Genomic DNA, 21,469 nt, shown 5'->3' on the forward strand with positions numbered 1-21,469 from the left:
AGCTCACCCGGCGGCGACGCGCTGCGCTAGCTGATGGCTACGCGCCTCGCCGCCAGCCCAGGACAACCAACAGAGGGGTCAATTTTGGACGCCGATAGGGGGTCAATTTTCAACGCCGTTTGACAATTCCACGTCGTCGACCGACCAGCCGTGTCGCTTATGCAGATGGGTGGCCTGATGGAAGAGCCCCGAGGCGAGGCTCCGATGGCGCCAATAGTCCCCGACCGCGGCGACGCGATCGGCGTTCGCTAAGCCCCGCTCGATGACGGCGTCGAAATCGACCTCGTGACGGCCGTGGGGCTGAACCGCCAACACGACCGCGCGAAGGTCCTCCAGGGTCAGGCTGGCGTCGGTCAGTCCCGGCGACCGACGTTTGGCCTCGGCGACGATGTTGCGGCAGTCGTGGCAGATCAGCGCGCTGCGGTGGCCGCCGACAATCGGGCGCCCACGCTCGGCCAGCCGGTAGCGGGGATTGACCGGATCGGTCTCCAGCTCGAACTCCGGGACGTCGTGAATCTGGGCGGACCAGCGGCCGGTGTTCGACTTGCGGCAGATCTCGGCCTTGCCGCGCTCGCAGACCTCGCAGCGCCAATCGGCCGGCGCCGCGCGCCAAGGTGCGGACGTCTGCTGCTGGGCGTCAAGGGCCGCAAAGGCCTCCGCTGACGGCGCGTCGCCGGCGGCGCGCCGCTTTGGGCGGATCGAACTGCCTGCGCCGGCCGCCGATCGCGAGCGGGCGTCGAGATGGCCGGCGAGCTGATAGGGGCGGTAGAGATCGCCCGCCTGGGCCACGAGCAGGTGGTGGACGATCTCAGGGTCGGAGAGTGGCCGGCCATAGGGCGAGCCCGGCCGGCCCTCCTTGCGGTGGCGGCCGGCAGCCACGCGCTGCGACAGCGTTCCGGCGAAGGCGACCAGGTCGTCGAACACCGGCTGCAAGGCGCGCCAGATCTCACGCGCGCGTTCGACGTCCACCTCATGCGGCTGGTTGGGCTTGGGCTTGATGAAGGCGGCGATCTCCTTCGGCGAGAAGGAGAAGTCCGGGTCGATCTCACCTTTCAACGCCAGCTTGGCCGCGCCCTCGGCCGTATTGCAGTCGTTGCAGAGCAGGGTGGTGGAGAACCGTTCGATCAGCTGACGACAGCTGTCGATGGCACGGATCAGCTGCTCGCGCGGCTCACGCGCTTCGGGGAAGGGGTTGTCGGCTCGGAAGATCGCCTTGGCGCGATCGTTGAGATGGTCGTGGTGATAGTCCAGCTGGCACAACAGGACGCCGCTGGGGGTGAGGCGAGCGATGCTCGGCTTGTCGCGCTGACAACAGGGACAGACCCAGCTCATGGGCGTAGACGCCCAGGCGTCGTTCAGGGTCAGGCGGTCCGTGCCCGCCTTCAGCAGCATCGCCTTCGTCTGTCGGCTCCAGCGCCCGTCACGGGCGCGCAGCAGGCCTTCGATCACCTCGTCGGGCGCGGTGACGAGATCGGGGATGTCGACGGACAGACGAATGGGGAAGGTCACGAAATCAGCTCCGGCGGCCGTGGCGGGCCCTGCGCCTGGTCGCCGCGAAGACGTGCGATCCAGGGCGGCAAGCGTTGCGTCACGACCTGGGCAAGCAAAGTCAGGCCCGTGACCCAGACGGCGACGATGAAAAGCCACTTCGCGACCCGCCAGGCCAGCACGATGAGAAGCCAGGTCAGGGCGAGGAGCCCTCCGATCATCAGGGCATTGCGAACCGCTCGGCTCATGGACGGACCTCCCACGCCGCGCGAAACGGCCTCGAGGCTAGGCTAGACCGGCTGCTCGACAGAATCGGTCGCGTGTCAGATCCGCTGCGCCAACGCCCGGCGCGCATGCCAGACTGTGTCGGCGTCCATATCGGTTTGACGGATCATCCACTGCAGATAGTCGCTCGGCACCTGCGCCCAGGGTTGGCCGCGATGTTTGCCGAAGGTCAGCACCGGCATGGGTCGGGGTTCGCGGGTCCAGGCGACCATCTGATCGAAGCTGGCGAACCGAGCCAGTTCGGCCAGCAGGTGGGCCGTGACCCATGCGTCCGGCCCGGCCCGATGGGGCGGCATGGCCAGGGCGTTGTCGAGGGTCAGCCCGCGCCAATAGCGCAGCACCTGGTTGGAGTGGCGCGGCGCGTCAGGCCAGACGTGCATCGCCACCTTATAGGTGCAGATCCAGGGGATCGCGCCGGTGGTCGCTTCGGTGATGAACTGGCGTTCGAAGGCGCAGCTATGGGCCACCAGCGCGGCGGGCGCAGGGCCGCTCCAGACCGCCGCGTGGAGTTGATCGGGCGTACAGACCGGTGTGCCCGGACCGAAGTCCGCCTCGGTGATGTGATGGACGGCCATCGTCTCCGGTGGAATGCCCCGCAGCGGCCTATAGAGCGAGGACTGCGGCGGTTCGACCGACGCGCCATGATCCGTGATCACGACATCGACGCGGCCGAATTCGATGATCTCTGCCGGCGGCTCGGTCCCGGTCGTTTCCAGATCGATCACACGCAGCCGCGTCATCTCGGGGCCACCTTGTGCTTGGTCTGCACGCCAACGTCGAGCCAGGGATGGTGACCGCCGCTCCAGGGAAAGCGCATCTCGACCTCAAGCTCGACACGCTGGGCTTCGCCGGGTGCGAACAGGCCCGGCAGGCTCAAGGCCTGCGGCCGTTTGGCGAAGAAGCCGAAGGCGTTGGCGGCCAGGGCGGCCGAGGACTCGGGGTTTGCGAACTTGCCGCTGATCAGCTCCTGGCCGCCGGCGACCTGGTAGCGGGCCAGGATGGCCGCCTTGGCCTGGTGGTCGAGGAGAGCGCCTTCCGCGCCGGCGATGGACTCGAACTCGGTCAAGCCGCGGCCTCGCTCTGGCGCGCGACCCGCAGCAGGGCGCCAACGATCGGCATGTGGATGTAAAGGCCGTCGCAGGATCGGCCGACGGCGGCTTCGATCGCCTCGGCATAGAGGCCGAGCTGCGACCCATAGCTGACGGCGCGCGCATCCCAGGTATCGCGCGACCCCGGGAAGCTCTTGTGGTCGATGACGGCGAAGCCGGCGTCGTGGTCCGCGAGGAGGTCGATGCGGCCGGAAACCAGCTGATCGCCGAGCCGCGCGAACACCGGGGTCTCGCGGTAAAGCCGCCCAGTCGGCCAAAGACCGCCCAGGTGCTTGTGCAGCCGGTCGCAGGCGTCGAGCACATCCTGAGCCTGAACCTGATGCACGCCCCAGCGCTCCAGGATGCGATTGGCTTTCGCCAGCCGCACTGAGGCCGGTTCGTCGGCGCGATCCGCGGCGAAGATGGCATGGACCGCCTCGCCAAGCGACAGCATGTCGGGTGTGCCGACAAAGGGCAGGCGGGGCCCAAGCTGGACCTTCTCGACGACCACAAACGCCTCGGCGCTCGCTTCGCTGCTGGGCCGCCGGTGCAGGGGTGGACGATCCCGGCCCTGGCGCGTCAGGCGCACGTAGGCCGGGCGGACCACAGGCGGGACGAGCGCGTCATCGGCGACGAGCGGACTGACCCGCGCGGCGAAGGTGTGGGTCCCGGCGGTCAGAATGTTGCTGGCGCTGGAGGGAAGCGTGACATGCCCTGGCATCGTTCCGTCCAGGACCTGCAGCCATTTCAGCTCGCCCTTGGCGGGCGGCGCAAAGACGGCGTAGTCCCGGGCGCGGGTGACGCCGACATAGAGGAGGCGGGTCTCTTCCTGCCGGGCGCGCAGCTCGGCGGCTTGGCCCAAGGGGGAGGCCAGGGCGGCCTCGTCCAAGCCGACGTCCTTGCTCTGGCTGGCATAGGGCCAGGGCCAGTAGCGGATCCAGCGTCCCGCCAGGGGATCGCGCCAGTCCAGGGTGCCTTCGGCTTCGGCCACGGGCTCGAACAAGCGCGGCTTCGGTTCGCGGTTGAGGCCGGTCAGGACGACCAGCGGCCATTCGAGCCCTTTGGCGCCGTGGTAGGTCATGACCTTCACCGCGTCGGCCTGCAGGCTCTTAGGCCGTCTCGGCTCGCCGGCGGACAGGGCCAGGACCAGGCCAGACGGGGTCGCCGGCGCGCCTGAGCTGGCGCAGCTGGCTTCATAGGCCCGCGCAAAACCGCGCAAGGCTTCCAGATCGTCGAGCCGGGAGGCGACGTCACCCCAGGTCTCGATCCGCCGAATGACCTCCGGTAGGACGATCAAGGCGTCGACCAGATCGGCGGGCGTGAGGGTCAGCACCGTCTCGCGCAGGCTCGCCAGGGCCGCCGAGATGGGCACGGCCGCTTGGAGGGCGGCGTCCTGGTCCTCTGCGCTGACGGCCTGGAGCCAGAGGTCCGAGGTCGGATCGTCGCTGAAGAACCGGGCGAGCTCGGCCAGGGCCAGGCGGTCGGTCGGGTCGGCAACCCAACGGAAGGCGGCCATCACCAGTTCGACGTGGGGCGTCTTCGCCAAGCCGTCGCGTTCGACGGCGACCTTGACGCCGAGGCGGCTGAGCGAGGTGGCGACCCGCAGGATGTCGGCGTGGCTGCGGCAGAGCACGGCGACGTCGCCGGCCTTCAGCGGACGCACCCCGCCTTCGGACTTGTCCCCGACGCGCCACTCGGCACCGTCGGCGATGGCGTCACGGACTCCGGCAGCAAGCGCCGCATACTGCAGGTCCAGTTTGCCCTCGAGCCACCAGACGGCGAATGGCGCGTGGTCGAAGCCCTCCTCTTTGCGCGCGGTGCCGGCAAAGGCGTGTTCGGACGCCGGCAGACCCATAGCAGCGAAGGCGGGCCCAAAGGCGGCGTTGACGAAGGACACGATGCCCTCACGGCTGCGGTAGGAGGTGGCGAGCACCTCTTGCGGGTCGGTCGTGGTCGAGGCCACCCCATCGAACGCGGCTTGGGTCAGGGCGCTATCAGCGTTGCGGAACCCATAGATGGCCTGCTTGGGGTCGCCGACCCAAGTGCTGGCGTCGACCAGCTCGGCCATGGCCGTGAAAATGGCGATCTGGAGCGGGCTGGAGTCCTGAAACTCGTCGACGAAGACGCGGCTGATCCGCTCCCCCAGACGCCCGGCCATGGCCGGGTCTCGGAGCACGTCCAGCGCCAGCGCCTCCTGGTCGATGAAATCCAAGAGGCCGCGTGCGGCCTTGTAGGCCTGATAGGCGTCCAGCGCCTCGGCGGCGCAGGTGAAGAGGGTGCGGATGAAGGCTTCGCAGTCTGCGCGCAGACGCGGATGCTCAGGGTGGCGCACCGCGGCGCGGGACACCGTGTCGAGGGCGTCGATCAGCGCCTGGCCATCCTTCTTGGCGCATTTGACCTTCGAGAGTCGCGCCCAGTCGGGCCAAGACAGCCGCTCCCCGCGTTGCGCGGCGGCGTGGATCGGCCGCAGCAGCTTCAGCGCCGCCTTGCCGTCATTGCCCAGTTCGCCCGGAAATACAGCCAGGGCCGCCGCGACCGCGCCCTGCAGGGCCTTGTCGAGCGCGTCGGCGCTGACGCTCGGTTCCGGCAACAGGGCCAGGAAGGTTTCGACCGAGCGGTCGGCGGAATGGGCGAGGCCGGCGGCGCCCAAGCCGTTGGCCCTGGCCAGTTCGATCAAGCGGCGCACGGTGGAGCGCCAATCCGAGCGCTCAGCGTCGGCGGCGCGTTTGGGCTCGAAGAAGCCCATCGCGTCGGCCAGCGCATTCAACGCCGGCGCGTGCCGTTCGATCGCGGTGTCGGCGGCGATGGCGAAGAGGCGCGAGACGCCGTCTTCCGGAATGACCTCGGCTCGGGGGGATCGGCCAAGATCGATGGCGTGCTCGCTGACGATCTGACCGCAGATCGAGTTGACCGTGCCGAACCGGGCGCCAAGTAGACGCGCGGCCGCTTCGGCGCGGCCTGACTTAAAGAGATGGGCGCGAGAGCGCTCGATGAGCTCATCAGCCGCCTTCACCGTGAAGGTGGTGGCGACGATTTCCTCGGGCTCGCGGGTCTCAACCTCGCCGGCGATGTCGCGGACGATGCGGGTAGTTTTGCCGGCCCCGGCCGAGGCCACGACGGTGTTGATCTTGGCGGCGCTCATGGTCAGTTCGCCTCCTGGGTGACGCGACAAAGGCTGGTAAGTTCGCAGTAGCGGCACGGCTCTTCGTTCGGACTGACGCGCAGGTCCGCCGGGAAGTGGTCGGCGGCTTCCGGAAGGCCGGTGCCGAGGGCGACGCCTTGGGCGGCCAGGTCGCGCCACGACCGCCAAGTCTCCACGAGGTCGATCCAGGTGTCGGCGAGCGAGCGCGAGGCTTCGATCTCTTCGTCGGCGACGAAGTCGCCGGACGGGCCGATGAGGCGGCGCTGGTTGAGAAGGTAGTAGGCGCCCGGCGCCGGGGCGCCGGCGGCCGGATCGGCGATGGCGCCATAGGTCGCCAACTGGAGGGCGCGACCCTCGGCGAGCTCGGTGCGCCGGCGGTTGGCGCTGCGGGTCCACTTCAGGTCGATGACCCCCGTACCCTTGGCGGGGTGACGGACCACCAGGTCCAAGCGGCCCTGCACCTCGAGTCCATCGGCGAAGGCGGCCTCGCGATCGAGTTCGGTGCCCACAACCTCAAGGTTCTTCTGACGCAGCAGGCGCGCGAGTTCGGCCAGGGCGGCGGGGACGCGGGCACGCGCGGCGGCCAGTTCGCCCGCGAACTCCGGCTGTTGCAGGGGCGAGGCGATAGCGCTGAGCAGCCTGTCGAACACCGCATCGACCTGCCGCAGCACCTCCTCGGCGTCCGCCACGGGCCCGGGCTGCAGGACGCGGTTGGCGATTTCGTGGGCGAGGTTGCCGAGCAGCTGATCGGGGCCGGGAATTTCCGAAAACCGGCCCCGCGACAGCCGCAGCACGTCGAGCAGCATCCAGCGCATCTGACAGTCGGCCAGGCGCTCAAAGCTCGTCGCGCTCTCCTTGCGGTCGGCCAGCTTGGCGACCGCCGACGGCGGCAGGCTCCAACGGGCGCGTGCCTGCGGCGGCGACACTATAGCCGCCAGTTCCCGAGGAAGACGCCGGCCCGCCACATCATGCGCCGCATCTTCGAGCAGTCGCTCGGCGCTCCAGCGAATCCTTTCCCCGGCCGGCTGGATCAGGGGATTGAGTTGGTGCGCGAGGGGGTGACTGACGGTTTCCTCACCACCGGAGAGGGCGGGGCGGAACAGCAGGGCGCGCGTCAGAGTGTGATGCAGGGCGTTGGCGTAGCCCCAACCGATGCGCGCGGCCGCTGCAGGCGGGGCCTCCAGCGTGCAGCCCGCGCTTGTGAGGGCCACGAGCTCGGCTTGGCTCCACGGGCTGGTCGGCACGCGATCGCCGGGCCCTTTGAAATCCCACCAGATCAAACGCTCGACCGGCCCCCAGATCGACGCCGGGTTCTTCACGCAACGCAGCCCTCCGGCCGTGGCGATGTGCTGGGGGTTCGAAGCGCCTTCCGCCAGCACCTGTTCAATCATCCGCTCGACCAGGAGTGCGGGCAGGGGGTCCTGGCCCAAGACGTCGATGGCTTGGGTCAGCGCACTGGCCGCGCCGGCGACGGTCAGCAGCAAGGGGTCGGAGGCGCGGGCGTCGGTCTCGATGGCCCATTGGCCCACGCGGGCGGCGATCCGCCGGGCGGCGTCCGCCGGAATGCCGTCGAGCCGGTTGTAGAGCCCACCGGTCGTCCACTCGCGCCAACGGTCCCGGCGGCGGCTGATCTCGATCTCGGCCGAGGGGTGATCGGCAAACCGTTGCGCCAGATCCGCATCGAGGTCCGCCCAGGCCCGATCCCAGGCGGCGGCGCCGGTGCCGGGCTCTCGCGTGAGGGCGCGCGCCAGCTTGCGCGCGGCACTTCGGCCGATGGGCGGGCGCGGCAGCAAGAGAAGATCAAGCACTGCCTTGGCGTCGAACGGGGCCCAGCTGGCGGCGAAGGCCAGCGGCAAGACCTGCAGGGCGCCACGCCAGGGCGAGGCGGCGGACTGTCCCAGGGCCGGCAGGCCCCGCGCCTGCAGGGCGCGATCCAGGAGTGCGGTGTCGCTGTCGCAGCTGACGACCACGGTCCCGGACAGATCCTCTTCAGAGCCGGCGGCCAGCCACTCCGCCAGCGCCTCAGCGGCCATAAGAGCGGTGTCGGCCTCGACGGTCACGAAGCTCGCGTCCCCGCGCAGCGGCTCAGCCGTCCCGGGGGCGAGGAACGTCCGCACGCGCTGTAGATCGGTGTCATCGGCCGAGCCCAACCGCAGGGTCTGGTCGATGGCGACGCCACAGTGTTCGAGCTGGTCGACGAGCCGGGCGTAGGGCGGCGGCAGTATCTCTCGCGGCTCGACTAGTTGGATGCGGTGGAGATTGATGGTCGGGCGATCCGCCAGGGCAACCAACACCGCGCAGAGGCGGTCTGCCGTCCCGGGCGGCAGCGAGGGGCCGGCGCCTTCGGCTTGGGCCAGATCGTCGAGGCGAGCAGAGCCAATCGCCTGACCCCTCCAGCCAGCGGCGACCAGTTGATCGCGCCAAGTCAACAGCGCCTTGGCGGTGGCCCAAGGGTCACGGGCGAAGGAGGCGGCGTAGAAGGGGGCGCCGTCCGCCGCAGCCGCGCGTAGTTTCGCGGCGTAGGCGGCGATCCGGACGGCTTCGGCGCCGCGAGGTCCCGTCAGACCTAGCTCGACCTCCAGAACGTCGATCAGGCCACTGGCGCCGACGACGGCCGCGTGTAGGGCGCCATCGCCTTCACCGGGAAAATCCGGATAGGCGCGCCCGTCGCATGCCAGCCCCAAAATCAAGTCCATGCCGGTTTCCCCGCCAAAATCATCCGCCCCATTCTTGGAGGCTACCGTGGGTGCCCGACAGATTCGGTCGGGTGAATGCGAAGTTTCCGGCAAGGCGTCAGCACATGTCCTTGTCCACGAAGAGATCGCGATAGTCGCGGTGTCGCCGAACCTCGTCCTCGATCTCCGACGGCGGCTTCAGCTGCGGCAGGTCCAGTTCTTCTTGAGCCAGGCCCCAGGCCAGCAACAGGCGGGCGAAATCGGTGTCGCCGTCATAGCGCAGGTTGGCGCCGGGCGCCGGCGTCCGTCGCGGCGCCTCAAGGCCCTTGGGATAGTTGCTGTAGAGTTCGTCATGGACATCCGTCAGCCGGCCCCCGCCCACGAATAGCAGCGGCTTGGGGATGCCGTTCTGGGGGAAGAAGTCTGAGTCCTTTCGCAGGAACGTCGTCGAGAGGACGTGGCGCGTATGCTGCGCGCAGGCCGCTCGGAAGGTCGGGGCAGGCACGGCGACGCCGCGCGCGGCCCGAAGCGCCTCGGCGCCGAGCAGGCCCACAGCGGACATGAAGACCAGCACCTTGTGGTCGCCATCGGGGATGTGGAAGGTCGCTACGTCCAGGGTCGATGCGCCAACATCGACGATGACGTGCGGCCCGCGCCGGTGATCGGGGCTGGCCTTGTAGCCTGCGATGACGCCTGCCAGCTCCTCGAACAGTACGAAGGGCGTGTCGGCGGTGATCGGCTGGTCCGCCATGGCCCGCTTGTGCGCGGTTTTGACGGTCTCAAGATCGAGGTCAGTCGCAAAGGGGGCGACTTCGAACGCCGCCGCCAGCACGCGGCGAAACTCATCGGCGCAGCCCGGTTCGTCCTTACAGGCCACCGGGACGCCAAAGTGGAAGCGCGAATAGTGGCTGCGGCCATCAAAGCCAGCCGGCGGATGCCTGTAGTGCTGGCCGATGACGAAGGCGATCAGCAGGGCAAGATAGGCCACAGCGGCATGGGCGTGCGTGACCCCGCCGCTCATGCGGTGACCGGTCGCCTGGATCAATCCGGTCTTGAAGCCTTCGATCGCGACCGCCCCATCACAGGGCGTCAAAGAAAACCGTCCGGTTCCTGCATGATACCAGACGACCGATCGCCAGAGGTGTTGCTGGCGGCGGCCCTGCTCTTGGGCGCACAGGGCGTCGGGCGCGCGAAGGGCGTAGGCGAGGTCTCCAGCGCCGGGTTGGTGGATCACGATCTTGCTGGAGCTCGTGCCGAAGTCGAACCCGACCAGATAGCCGGTTTCGTCGGGCCCTGGGTTCTCGAGTAGGATCTCCCCACCCGCTGCGAGGCTGGCGGCAAGGTCGGCCGCATCGTCATCGGGCAAAGTCAGGGGAAGCGGCGCCTCGGCGCGCAAGGCCGAGAGATCGATGCGGCTTGCGACATAGGCCAGGGCCTCTTTGCCCTGGAGCTCGGCAAGCGTCTTCTCACGCGTGGGCGGCGGCGGGCGTCGAACCGGCTCCAAGGCGCCATTGGCATAGCGGCCGGGATTGGGCGGCACATTGGTCGGCCCAAGGCGCGGCGGCGGCCGGTTCGGCTTCTTGCCGGTAGATCCTTTGGCCGGCTTCGCCTTGACGGCCGACTTGACCGCAGAATTTGCCGGCGTCGCCTTGGCGGGCGACGGGCGCAGCGGCTGCGGCGCGGCCGCCCTGGCCTTGGCGCGGGCAGCCTCCGCCTCGGCCTGGAAAGCGTCCTTCAGGAGACCCAGACCCTCGCGGAAATCGACGGAGCTGCGCTTACCCATCAGCGCACCTCAGCCACGAGGACGCCGAATGTGGTGGGTTCATCGAACTCGAACCCGCTCGCCCGCTCGGCCGCTTGGATCTTTTGGCTCATCCGCGCCACATATTTTTCGAGCTTGCCGCGCTCGGCGGGCACGATGCGGGCGCGCGGGCCACCCGACGCGAGATATTCGCGAATTCGCGCCTCGGCCTTGTTCCGGTGGCTATCCAGCTGATGGTGGAGGACCGCCAGCAAGGTAGCGCGCTTGTCTTCGTGGATGGCTTCCTCGAAGTCGATGAAGTCCTGCTGAGCGCGCGCCATTCGTTCGGCGACCAGGGTCGTGCCGATCACCGTGGCCGCCCTCTGCGCGCGGCCTGGGGCCGGCTTGGTGGGTTGCAGGGCGGTCATGGCGGCGCCGACGACCGCTTCGGCTTCGTCGTCTGTCAGCGCTTCGCCCGTGTCGAGGTTGACCCCAGAATAGACCAGCTTGTCCTGCGGCGTGACGCCGTCGACTGACCAGCGTTGGACAGCCAGCCCGTAGTCACCCGGTCGAATGGAGGGGGGCAGGACCGCCCGATCGAGCCTGCCCCAGACGGCGGGCCGCGCCCCCAGTCCGCCGCTGGCGTCTTCCCTGAGCTTGGCCACGAAGCGCACCAGCGGGTGGGTTGGCGTGATGACCTCGATGCGCTGTCCGCGGACCCCCTCGGGTTTCTTGCTGAAGGCGGCGCGGACCATCTCGCCGCGCCTCAGCAAGGTGTCGAAGCGGCGGGCTCTTTGGTCGAGAAAATCTCGGAAGGCCAGATGGGCCGCCGCGCACAGGCGCAGATCGTAGGCCTCATACTCGACCGGCGCCCGGTCGAGTTGGGTGTTTGGAAAGGCGCTCTGCAGGCCTGCCTTGACGTAGTCGTGGAGTTCCCGGGCCTGGATCCAACGCTGCTGCTCATGGGTGCGTTTGATCCGATGCAGGATCATATCGCCGTGGGCGATCAGACCAGCGGCCTGCTCCTCCAGCGCATCTTCGTCACGCTTGCGCAGTTCGGCCGCCGTGGCGGCTCGCTCCAGCTCCTGGTCGACCTCGTGAGGCAGGAGCTTCGGGTCGAGAAGCCGGTCCTCAAGCTCCTTCACCAACGCGCCGAGGATCGGCTCGAAGCCGCCCAGGGTGCGCTCGATGAGGTTAAGCCGTTCGTAGAGGCGGTCGTAGACTCGCGCCTCGATGGTCCCTTCGCAGACGAGACTGAAGATCTCCACGGATGGCGAGCGCTGGCCGATCCGATCGATCCGGCCGATCCGCTGCTCCACCCGCATCGGGTTCCAGGGCAGGTCGTAGTTGATCAGCGTGCGGCAGAACTGGAGGTCGAGCCCTTCGCCACCGACCTCGGAGGTCAGCAGGACGCACGGTCCCTGGGTGTCGGCGAAATCGCGCAGCAGCTGGTCGCGGTCGCGCTTCACCGAGCCGTGCATCTTCACGCAGGTCACGCCGTCGGCCGACAGCCGTTCTTCAAGGTAGTCGATGGTGCCGCGAAAACTGGAGAAGACGATCAGCTTCTCGTCAGGCGCCGTGGCCCAGCTGTCCCGCAGGGCGGTCGCCAGAAGTGTATATTTCTGGTCGGCGGCGCGCAGGGCCTCGAACCCCTCCGGATCGATGCATTCCTGCGCCAGGGTCGCGACTAGCGGACCCGGCGCGTGGCCCGGCCGGGCGTCGTCGTCATCGTCGCCTTCAAGGCCGAGATCCGTCGCGGCCTCGGCCCAACGCCTGTAGGCGGCTGGGAGACATGAGGCGAGCATCCGCTGGCTGTTGGAGAGCAGGAACCGATCGTTGACGTCCGCGTCCCAGGCGTACTGTCGGATCGCCTCGGTGGCCCGCTCGTAGAAGTCGCGCTCGACGGGGCTCATGGCCCACGTCCGACAGACCGCCCGGCGCTTGACCTGAATTTCGGTGACGTCGCGCCGCCGCGTGCGGTTCACGATGCCGCCCAGCATCGACATTTCCTCCAGCCGCGAAGCGATGTCCGCCCGGCGCGCCGGCGTGTCGGTGAGAGGATCGCTGGCCAGCTGCTGCTTTAGAATGTCCAGCCGGCGGTCAGTCTTCAGGAGCTGGCCCGCGGAGATCGCCGAGATGGCCTCGGCCACTTCTGCCAAGCTGGCCTTGGAGGCCAACACGCGCTCACGCGCGGCGACGATCGGCTCATTCTCCGTCTGTAGCTCGCCGAAGATCCATTCGCGGTCGAAGAGGTCCGGCTCGACAAGGCGCAGGATCGAGCGGAGGTCCTCACTGCGCAGGTTGATCGGCGTCGCCGACAGCATCAGCTTGTAGTCCGCCAACTCAACGATCTGGCGAGCGGTCTTATGCTGGGCGGTTTCCGGATTGCGCAGATGGTGCGCTTCGTCGAACACCACCATGTCGAATACGGGATCGCCGCCCGCCCTTTCGGCAAGAAAGCGGGCCAGCTCGGCGCGCGGGCCCTTGGCGGGATCATCGAGGTCGTCCCAGCCCCGCGGCGCGCGAATGCCGGAGAGCGTCGCAACCGCGGCGAAGTCGCCACCGCGGCTCTCAGCGTCTTTCAGAACGCTGACCAGTTCGCCGGCATCGACAGCCTGGGCTGAGACACGGAATTTGTCGCGCAGCTCGACGCGCCACTTCTCCTGCAACGACTTGGGGCAGACCACGAGGAGGCGTTGAACGTCGTAGCGAGCCGCCAGTTCGGTCCAGACCAATCCGGCCTCGATGGTCTTGCCGAGGCCGACCTCGTCGGCGATCAGCAGGCCCTTGGACGCCGAGTTGAGGATCTTCACGACCGGCTTGAACTGGTAGGCGTGGAAGTCGGTGTTGGTGGCTTCCATGCTGTAGATCAGATCGGCCAGTCGGCCGGTGAGCCGGATGTGGGTCAGCAGGCGCCCAAGATCGCCGGCGGCGGAGAACCGTTCGGCCGCCAGATCGGAGAGCGCATCGGGCGTATCGAGCAAGGGTTCGAGCCGAGATTCGAGAAAAGCCTTCAGGTGGCCATCGCTCAATCGGATGGTGCGATAGATGCGGCCATTCATCTCGCGCACGACATCGGTCGCCACGCCGATCTTCGACGGGTCGTCCTTAATCCTGACGCTCATGTCAGCTGTGATCATCTAGTCCCCCCGCCCACTCCAACCTTACGAACCCCTTGCTGCGACTCAAGGTGGAGATTTTCCGCTGTTGATCGCGTGACGCGCTTGCGGCGCCTTCACCGCCGCTGAGCCTGCGCTGTCTTCACGCCAGAATCGGTCGGGTGGGGCTGGCCTGGTGCGCCGCCAGCGCATTCTGCAGCTCGCTGACCATCAGGTCCCGCAGTCTGGGGGGCGAAAGGATCTCCACCTTGTCCGCCCAGGTGAAGAGATGCCAAGTCAGCTCCAGCATCCCGCTGGCGGTGAAGCTGACCAGCACGGACCCATCGGGTTGTTCGGTGACCTGTTGGTTCGAATGAAAGCGCCAGCCCAAGGCGTCGGCCGCGCCATGCGGTTTGATGCGCAGGACCACATGTTCGGCGTCGCCATGAAAGACGCCGAACGAGCGGCCGGCGAAGGCCGACAGGCTGAAGTCTTCCGGTGGCGGGGCCGGGCAGTCCAACAGGGTCAGGTCGTGAATGCGATCCAGCCGCCAGGACTTGGGCTCTGTCGTGCCCAGCTCCGCCGCGACGAGATAGTTGGTGCGGCCAAACATCAGGCCATAGGGCGCCACCTCGCGGATCCGACCCGGCGTCGAGCCGCCGTCGTAGGAGAACTTCAGCCCGCACATGGCCTTGACCGCGTGCCGGACGGTGGCGAGCACTGTCTCGTCCTCGAAGGGACGCGGGCCCGCTTGAACGGCGACGGTTTCGGCGTGCAGCAGAGCTTCCATGTCCGGCACCAGCTTCCGTAGGGCCGACGATCGCATCGAGGCGCGAACCTTGGTTTCGATCGACGCCAGGGCAGCGGCGCGGTCGTGATGGCCAGCCGCGCGCATGGCCTCCGCCGTCGTGCCCAGGGCCACAAGCTCTTCGGCGGTCGGGGCTTGGAATAGGCCGTCGAGGCCGGCCGTCATCCGGTAGCGTTTGGATGGCGGCTCTTCGATGCATTCGAGCTGGGGGAAGAGCTGCTCCAGCGCATCGCGCATTCGCTCGACCGTGCGGCGACCGGTGCCGGCGACCTCGGCCATTTCATCCAAGGTCAATCCCTCGGCCGAGCCGGCGAGGACCCGCGCCAGATGCAAAAGTGACTGTGCTTTCTCGTGGCGCATGGAGTCCCCCCAACCTGGGCACAGCCGAGCTTACCTGCGGTTGTTGCTCCGTCGAGTCCCACGCGACCGATTCTGTCGGGTGCGACCTCCAGGGTAAGGCTCGAAGCACAGGGAGATCTGGCAATGACGTATGCGCTCACCCGACACGCCGCCGTTCGCAGCCAGCAACGGGGCGTTCCGCACCATCTGGTCGACGCCTTGATGAGCTACGCGGATTTCGAGGCGCCAGTGGGTGGTGGCTGCACCGTGTTGCGCATGACCCGCGACCGCCTCGACGACCCTGACTTGGCCGATCGCCTCGGCGCCAAGCGTGAGCGGCTGCGGGGTCTCAGCATTGTCTGGAGCGAGCGGACCGGCGAGATCGTCACGGTCCTGCGGCCGCGCCGAGGGGCGGCCGGGCGGCGCTATCGGCGCGGCGGCCATTAGCTCGTTTCCAGGCCAACAGTCAGACGGGGGGTCTCCAATCTTCCGCCTGTTGAGCTAGTTCTAAGCCTTCGGGGTGATTTGACGCGCGTGCGAGCCTAGGCGCGGTCAACAGGGGTGCTGATGTCGTCTTTGGCGTGGATTGATTTTGACGAGGCGGAGCGTCAACGCGCGCAACGCATCATGGCGCTGTTTCAGGAGCGCGAGAGCCGCGACGAGCTGGGACTGGGCGCGATCCGGGATTCGATCGCAGACCACTTGTTCCCCGGCACCAGCACGATCCAGACCCGTCTCCGCTACATGCTGTTCATCCCGTGGATTTTACGGCGGCTGGAGGGGCGCGACGGCACAGCCAGCCAACTTGCGGCTGAAGGGCGAGCGATGGAAATCAAGCTGTCCGCTGCTTTGAAAGCGGGGGGCGAGAGTGATGGCATCATCGGTCGGCTGGCTGGTTCTCGACTGCAGCGCCTTCCAAGTTCGGTCTATTGGGCCGGCCTCGGCGCTTGGGGCATCCGGCAGTTTCCAGGTTCGCGCGAGACCTATTATGCGACCTTGCCGACCCTTCGTCGGCGGCGTCAGCGGTCCGAAGTTGAGGTCGAGGGCTTTGAAGATCTCCAGACCGGCAGCTGGCATCCGGGGTTGCCCGCCGCGCCGCCCGACTTTTTGGAGACGGCCTCCTTCACCCTGACCGAAGACGAGGCCCAGTTCATCAAGGATCGCCTCGTGGCCTCAGCGCCGACGTCACTGCTGACCTGGCTGGCGCGGCAACCCGACAACGGCCAGTGCGCCTACATCTGGCAGCATCCGGCTTTGGGTGACTTCCCCGCCGCCGCACGACGCCTAGTCGAGCACGCCGAAATCTTCTCCGGCGTCATCCATGGCGCCTCACTGCTCTACAATCTCCAGCTCGCAGAGCTGCGGGGCCGCGACGACTGGATCGACCTCTATCGCGGGCGGCTCGCCCAGTGGGCCGCCGAACTTGACGATCAACGCCTTGCCGCTTGGTCGCTGGCGGACTTCTGGCGTGAGGTCGAACATCCGACCCATACCATCCGGCCGGCCCTGGTCCGCTTCGTCCAGGATTGGGTCGGCCTGGCCCGGACTGGCGCCGTCGACCTGCCCGAGTCTGAGGTGGCGCGGGCGTTGGTGCGCGACCGCGAGCGCCGGCTGAAGACATCGCAGTCCCGGTTTACCAACCACGCGGTCCGAGACCGATGGGGCGGGGCCTCCGGCGCCGACCGGCTGTCGTTCCGCTGGGGTCAGGCCCAGTCGCATCTGGGGGATCTGCTCCATGGTCAATAGAGCGAGCCTCGATCCCGAAGCGCGGGTCCTCTACGGCGAGAGCCTCGCGGCCCCGTCCGGCTATGTGTTCGATGCGGCGGTGGCCACCACCTATTCGCTGGACTTCGAAACGGCGTTGGCCGCCCCGGTTAGCCTGGCCCTGTTCGCGGCGGAGAACCGTGACGAGATCTTGGGCCAGCCTCTCGCCCTCCTCGAGGGGGCCGAACGCATCGCTGATCGCCTCGCCGTCTATTGTGACGCCGGTCACATCCAGGCGCAGACGCAACCGCAGTCGCGGCTCTGCAGCCTGCTGGAGAGGATGATCATAGAGGTCGCCGCGCCCCAGGGCGGGGCGTTCCATCCGAAAATCTGGGTGCTGCGGTTCAAGCCGCAGTCGGGAGCCGGCCCAAGCAAGATGCGGCTCCTGGTGCTGTCGCGGAACCTGACGCGCGACCGCTCGTGGGACATCTCGCTCTGCCTGGACGGCGACGTCACCCGCCGCGTGGTCCCGCTGAACAAGCCGATCGTCGACCTGTTGAAGCGCCTGCCGCGGCTGACGGTGCAGCCGGTCGCCGATGAGGCCCGGACACTTACGCTCGACGTGGCGACCGATCTCAATCGCGTCGCCTGGACCCTGCCGGAGCCGTTCGAGAGCTTGAGCCTGGCGGTCAACGGCATCGGCTCGGAGATCTGGTCGCCGTCCGCCTGCGCCCGGATGGGCGTGATCTCGCCCTTCTGCGATGACGCGACCCTCATCCGTCTGGCGCGCCTTAGCCGGGAGAAGCCGGTGCTGGTCGGGCGCAGCGACGAGCTGGCGGCCTGTTCGCCCGACACCCTCGCCCTCTTCGAGCGCGTTAGCGTGCTGGACGAGATGGCGGCCAGCGAGGATGGCGAGGAGGCCGAGCCCGAGAGCTTGCAGGGCCTGCACGCCAAGGCCTTCATCCAGGAGGTCGGCTGGGACACCGTGCTGACCGTCGGCTCGGGCAACGCCACCCAGGCGGCGCTGGCCAACCGTCAGGTGGTCAACAACGTCGAGGTGTTCGCGACCCTCACCGGCAAGGCGTCGAAAGTCGGCAGTGTCGAAAACATCCTCGGCGCTCAAGGTTTCGGACGGCTGCTTTGTCCGTTCGTAGCGGGAGAAATCTCGGCGGACGCAGCGGCGGTGAAGGCGGCTGAGCGGCGCTTGGAGGAAGCCCGGCGCACCCTCTGCAAGGCGGGGCTGGCCCTGCGCTGCGAACGCGCCCCCGCCGTTGGCGAAGAGGCGCCCGGTTGGCGGGTCTGGCTCACCGTTTCGCGGCCCCTGGTTTTCGCCAGCGTCGCCAGCGCCTTTGCCTGGCCGATCACGCGGGGCGAAGGACATCGCTGTGACGTCCTTGCCGCCCTAGCCGCCGGCGCGGATGTGGACCTTGGGGTCATGCCGCTGGCCGATCTCACCCGCTTCATCGCCTTCCAACTGTCCGATGCGGACAGTGACGCGCGGCTCCTGTTCAGCGCCGGCCTGCCGATGGAGGGGGTGCCGACCGAGCGTCATTCGGCGATCTTCCGGTCGATCATCACCAATCGCGAGGCCTTCTTCCGCTATCTGAGGTTGCTGCTGTCGGAGTTGGGTGATCCGTTCGCGGCGGCCTTGGCCGCTCAAGGCGGCGCCGGCGAAGGCGCCTGGGGTCGCGGGGGAGGGGACGATGTGCCCCTGCTCGAGGATCTGGTGCGCGCCCTCTGTTCGGGCGACGGGCGCCTGGCGGCCGTTGACCGGTTGATCACACGCCTGGCGGCGGAGGACAGTGCGACCGATCCGGTCCCGGCGCAATTTCGCGCCCTTTGGGAGGCCTTCCGGGCCGCGATGCCCGCGGAGGCCAACCATGTCCATTGAACCGTTCAAGGCGCAGTTCGCGCTTGGGCAGCTGAAGACCTTCCAGCGCCGGACGGTCGACTATGTGTTCGACCGCTTCTACGACCCGGAAAATCCCGCCTTCCAGTTCCTGGTCGCTGACGAGGTTGGCCTCGGCAAGACGCTGGTGGCGCGCGGCGTCATCGCCAAGACTATCGAGCACCTATGGGATAAGGTCGAGCGGATCGACATCCTCTACATCTGCTCTAACCAGGCGATCGCGGCGCAGAACCTCAAGAAGCTGAATGTCCTGGGCCAGGAGGCTCTCGCGCTTCCGACGCGCATGACCCTGGTGCCGCTTCGGATGAACGGCGGGCGTTCGTTGAGCGCCAACAAGGTCAACTTGATCAGCCTGACCCCGGGAACGACCTTCGACCTGCGGTCCGCCACAGGCGTCGCTGAAGAGCGCGCGCTGCTCTTTCATCTCCTAAAGCCCCTCGTTGCTTCGCCGCGCGGCTTGCAGAACCTCCTTCAGGTCGATGTCGGACCTGAACGCTGGGACTATTGGGTCAAGAGTGAGGTCTCCCTCAACGGTGTCGACAAGGCGCTTATTGAGCGCTTTCGAGAGAGCGTCGGCGTCGACGATGCGATCTTGGGCGCGCTAGCCGATGGCGTCGAGCAATTCCGCCGCCGACGCGACCGGTATCCAACGACCATGACATCCTCGCGCAACGCGCTCATCTCCAAGCTGCGAGGCAAGCTCAGTCATTCCTGTGTCGATGCGTTGCAGCCCGACCTCATCATTATGGATGAGTTTCAACGCTTCCCGGATCTGCTGCACGGGGACAGCGATGCCGCCCATCTCGCCAGAGACCTGTTCAACTACGGGCAAGGCGGCAGCACGCCGGCCCGAACCCTCCTTTTGTCGGCGACGCCCTACCGAATGCTGACGCTTCAGGGCGACCAGGCCGAGGACGGCGATCACTACAATGACTTCCTGGAGACCCTGACCTTCCTGTTCGGCCAAGCGCGAGGGCGCGAGATGGTGCGCGCCCTGGATCAGGAAATGCGGGCGTTTCGGACGGCTCTTCATGGCTTGCCAGCCGCTCAGGCCGACGCCCTCGATCAGAAGGCCAAGGTCGAGGCCGCGCTGAAGCAGGTGATGTGCCGCACGGAGCGGGTTTCCAGCACCGCCGACCGTGACTCCATGGTCCGCGAACGGAAGACGGCGCTGAGCGTGCAAGCTGACGATCTGCGCCACGCGATGGCCGTCTCAGGCGTCGCCCGCGCCCTCGAAGCGCCAGATGTCATCGAATACTGGAAGTCGGCCCCCTATCTCCTCAACTTCATGCGCGACTATGCGCTGAAGCGGGTGATGAAGGAGAAGGAGGGGACCAAGCCCTCCACAGCGTTAGTCGCGGCCTTGTCGGCCGCCAAGGACGCCTGTCTCGATCACGATGCCCTGAATGCCTACGCGCCGGTCGAGCCGGCCAACGGGCGGATGCGGGCGGTCATGGAGGACGTCTTCCAGGATGGCCTCGAGCAGAACCTTTGGATCCCGCCGGCGCTGCCCTACTACGGTGAGGGGACCTCGGGGGCGCGACCGACCAAGGCGCTGATATTCTCGTCCTGGACCATGGTGCCGGACGCGATCGCCGCGACCCTGTCCTACGAGGCCGAGCGCCGCATGGGCGCGGGGGAGACCGGCCGCGGGTACTTCGATCAGAAGCGGCCGCGGCCGCTTCAGTTCAGGATGGCGGACGGTCGGCTCGCTGGGCTGCGTGCCCTGCTGCTGATCTATCCCTCGCCCGTCTTGGCCGAAATTGGTGATCCGTTGGCCGTGATCGCCGGCCACTCTGAGCGGCTCAGCTACGCCGAAATGCGCGCGCGGATCGCAGAACGGCTGAAGGCGAGCCTGGATGGGGTGGCCGCGCGTGGATCGGATGACGTCGAAGGTGGCCTCCAGGAATGGGCGTTGCCGGCGGCGATCGACGCTGCGGCGGGCAATGACGCGCTGAGCTGGATCGGCGCCTGGGATGGCATGGGCGGCCTCGCCAGCGAGGATGCCTTCAAAGACCATGTGACAGCGCTCAAGGCGGCCGCCGTCGGCGACCTCGGGCCGATCGGCGACGAGGCGCTCGATCTCCTGGTCGATGTAGCCCTGGGAAGCCCAGCGGTTTGCGCGTCGCGGGCGCTTCGTCGCGTGGCCCCAGAGCTGGCTTGGGATGACCCACGCCTGTTGAGCGCGGCGGCGAATGTCGCCTGGGCCTTTCGGACCCTGTTCAATCAGCATGAGGCCGTCGCCCTGCTTCGTCGCGGCGAAGAGGATCGCTACTGGCACAGGGTACTGACCTTCTCGGCGGAGCAAAACCTGCAGGCGGTGCTCGACGAATATGCGCACTACCTGGTCGACGCACAGGGTCTGAGCGCCGCTCCGCCGGCGGAGCGGGTCATCGGGCTCGGCAAGGCCATGGCCGACGCCCTGTCGATCCGCCCCTCCCAAATCGATGTCGACAATCCCACGATTGTCGACGGCAAGCTGAAGGTCGACAAATTCCAGATGCGCGGGCGCTTCGCGATGCGCCTGGCGGACTACCGTGACGAGGAAGGCTCGGTCGCCCGGCTAGGCGGGGTGCGCGACGCCTTCAATTCACCCTTTCGTCCGTTTGTGCTGGCCACGACATCGGTCGGACAGGAAGGGCTCGACTTCCACCCGTATTGCTACCGGGTCTACCACTGGAACCTGCCGGGCAACCCGGTGGATCTGGAGCAGCGAGAGGGGCGGGTCCACAGGTTCAAGGGCCATGCGGTTCGCCTCAACGTCGCCCACAACCACGGCGCCGAGCTTTGGGGGCAGGAGAGTGTGGTGATCGATCCCTGGGCGCAGATGTTCGCGTCCGCCCGGGCGGCCACCGCGGCCGACACGGATCTGGCGCCCTACTGGCTCTGCGAGGGTCCGGTGAAGGTGGAGCGACGCGTGCCGATCCTGCCGTTCAGCCGCGAGACCCAGCGGCTCGAGTGGCTGAAGCGAAGCCTAACGGTTTATCGGTTGGCTTTTGGCCAGCCGCGCCAGGATGACCTGCTGGGCTACCTCGGCGGCCTCATCGGCAGCGGGATGACGCTCGACGAGCTGGAGGCGCTGCAAATTCGGCTCGCTCCTGCATGAGCAGCTCCAGTTTGCACCCAAGAGAACCTGCTCCATGATAGCGCGCGACCGATTCTGTCGGGTGCGCGCGGCACGGTCTGCGCATG

General features: G+C 67.7%; 13 protein-coding genes. 4 read left to right on the forward strand and 9 right to left on the reverse strand.

Going from position 1 to position 21,469, the window contains the following annotated elements; translation table 11 throughout:
• Positions 1-102: 102 nt before the first annotated feature.
• The 9 genes from ACO2Q0_RS11185 to ACO2Q0_RS11225 all read right to left on the reverse strand — a co-directional run bounded on the left by ACO2Q0_RS11185 (position 103) and on the right by ACO2Q0_RS11225 (position 14,685).
• Positions 103-1,509: a hypothetical protein gene (locus tag ACO2Q0_RS11185; RefSeq protein ID WP_423351606.1), complete on the reverse strand. Its 1,407-nt coding sequence runs from the start codon at positions 1,507-1,509 to the stop codon at positions 103-105.
• On the reverse strand, positions 1,506-1,736 hold the full coding sequence (locus ACO2Q0_RS11190) for a hypothetical protein (RefSeq protein WP_423351607.1): 231 nt from the start codon (positions 1,734-1,736) through the stop codon (positions 1,506-1,508). Before ACO2Q0_RS11190 ends, ACO2Q0_RS11185 begins: the two co-directional genes overlap by 4 nt.
• Positions 1,737-1,811: 75 nt before the next feature.
• Positions 1,812-2,513 (reverse strand): exonuclease domain-containing protein, encoded by a 702-nt coding sequence (locus ACO2Q0_RS11195; RefSeq protein WP_423351608.1) that lies wholly within the window; start codon positions 2,511-2,513, stop codon positions 1,812-1,814.
• A complete protein-coding gene (locus tag ACO2Q0_RS11200) occupies positions 2,510-2,839 on the reverse strand; it encodes a hypothetical protein (protein WP_423351609.1) in 330 nt (109 codons plus the stop codon). The genes ACO2Q0_RS11195 and ACO2Q0_RS11200 overlap by 4 nt, the downstream gene beginning before the upstream one ends.
• Complete coding sequence (locus tag ACO2Q0_RS11205) at positions 2,836-6,003, reverse strand: UvrD-helicase domain-containing protein (RefSeq protein WP_423351610.1); 3,168 nt, start codon at positions 6,001-6,003, stop codon at positions 2,836-2,838. The genes ACO2Q0_RS11200 and ACO2Q0_RS11205 overlap by 4 nt, the downstream gene beginning before the upstream one ends.
• 2 nt (positions 6,004-6,005) lie before the next feature.
• Positions 6,006-8,792: a PD-(D/E)XK nuclease family protein gene (locus ACO2Q0_RS11210; RefSeq protein ID WP_423351611.1), complete on the reverse strand. Its 2,787-nt coding sequence runs from the start codon at positions 8,790-8,792 to the stop codon at positions 6,006-6,008.
• 4 nt (positions 8,793-8,796) lie between these two features.
• Positions 8,797-10,218, reverse strand: a complete 1,422-nt coding sequence (locus ACO2Q0_RS11215) for a hypothetical protein (protein WP_423351612.1) — start codon at positions 10,216-10,218, stop codon at positions 8,797-8,799.
• A 242-nt stretch (positions 10,219-10,460) separates the two neighbouring features.
• Positions 10,461-13,544: a helicase-related protein gene (locus tag ACO2Q0_RS11220; protein WP_423351613.1), complete on the reverse strand. Its 3,084-nt coding sequence runs from the start codon at positions 13,542-13,544 to the stop codon at positions 10,461-10,463.
• Positions 13,545-13,680: 136 nt separating this feature from the next.
• Positions 13,681-14,685: a helix-turn-helix transcriptional regulator gene (locus ACO2Q0_RS11225; protein ID WP_423351614.1), complete on the reverse strand. Its 1,005-nt coding sequence runs from the start codon at positions 14,683-14,685 to the stop codon at positions 13,681-13,683.
• 123 nt (positions 14,686-14,808) lie between these two features.
• Here ACO2Q0_RS11225 and ACO2Q0_RS11230 point away from each other — a divergent pair, with 123 nt between their 5' ends.
• The 4 genes from ACO2Q0_RS11230 (at position 14,809) to ACO2Q0_RS11245 (ending at position 21,383) form a co-directional block, all read left to right on the forward strand.
• The gene (locus ACO2Q0_RS11230) at positions 14,809-15,111 is read left to right on the forward strand and encodes a hypothetical protein (RefSeq protein WP_423351615.1); all 303 of its coding nucleotides are present in this window, start codon (positions 14,809-14,811) and stop codon (positions 15,109-15,111) included.
• A 120-nt stretch (positions 15,112-15,231) separates the two neighbouring features.
• The gene (locus ACO2Q0_RS11235; protein ID WP_423352257.1) at positions 15,232-16,410 is read left to right on the forward strand and encodes a DUF6361 family protein; all 1,179 of its coding nucleotides are present in this window, start codon (positions 15,232-15,234) and stop codon (positions 16,408-16,410) included.
• Entirely contained in the window at positions 16,400-18,259 is a 1,860-nt protein-coding gene (locus ACO2Q0_RS11240; RefSeq protein ID WP_423351616.1) for a phospholipase D family protein, read from the forward strand. The genes ACO2Q0_RS11235 and ACO2Q0_RS11240 overlap by 11 nt, the downstream gene beginning before the upstream one ends.
• Positions 18,249-21,383, forward strand: coding sequence for a helicase-related protein (locus ACO2Q0_RS11245; protein ID WP_423351617.1), 3,135 nt, complete (start codon positions 18,249-18,251; stop codon positions 21,381-21,383). Before ACO2Q0_RS11240 ends, ACO2Q0_RS11245 begins: the two co-directional genes overlap by 11 nt.
• Positions 21,384-21,469 lie beyond the last annotated feature (86 nt).

Source organism: Phenylobacterium sp. VNQ135, from assembly GCF_049445735.1.
Taxonomy (GTDB): domain Bacteria; phylum Pseudomonadota; class Alphaproteobacteria; order Caulobacterales; family Caulobacteraceae; genus Phenylobacterium.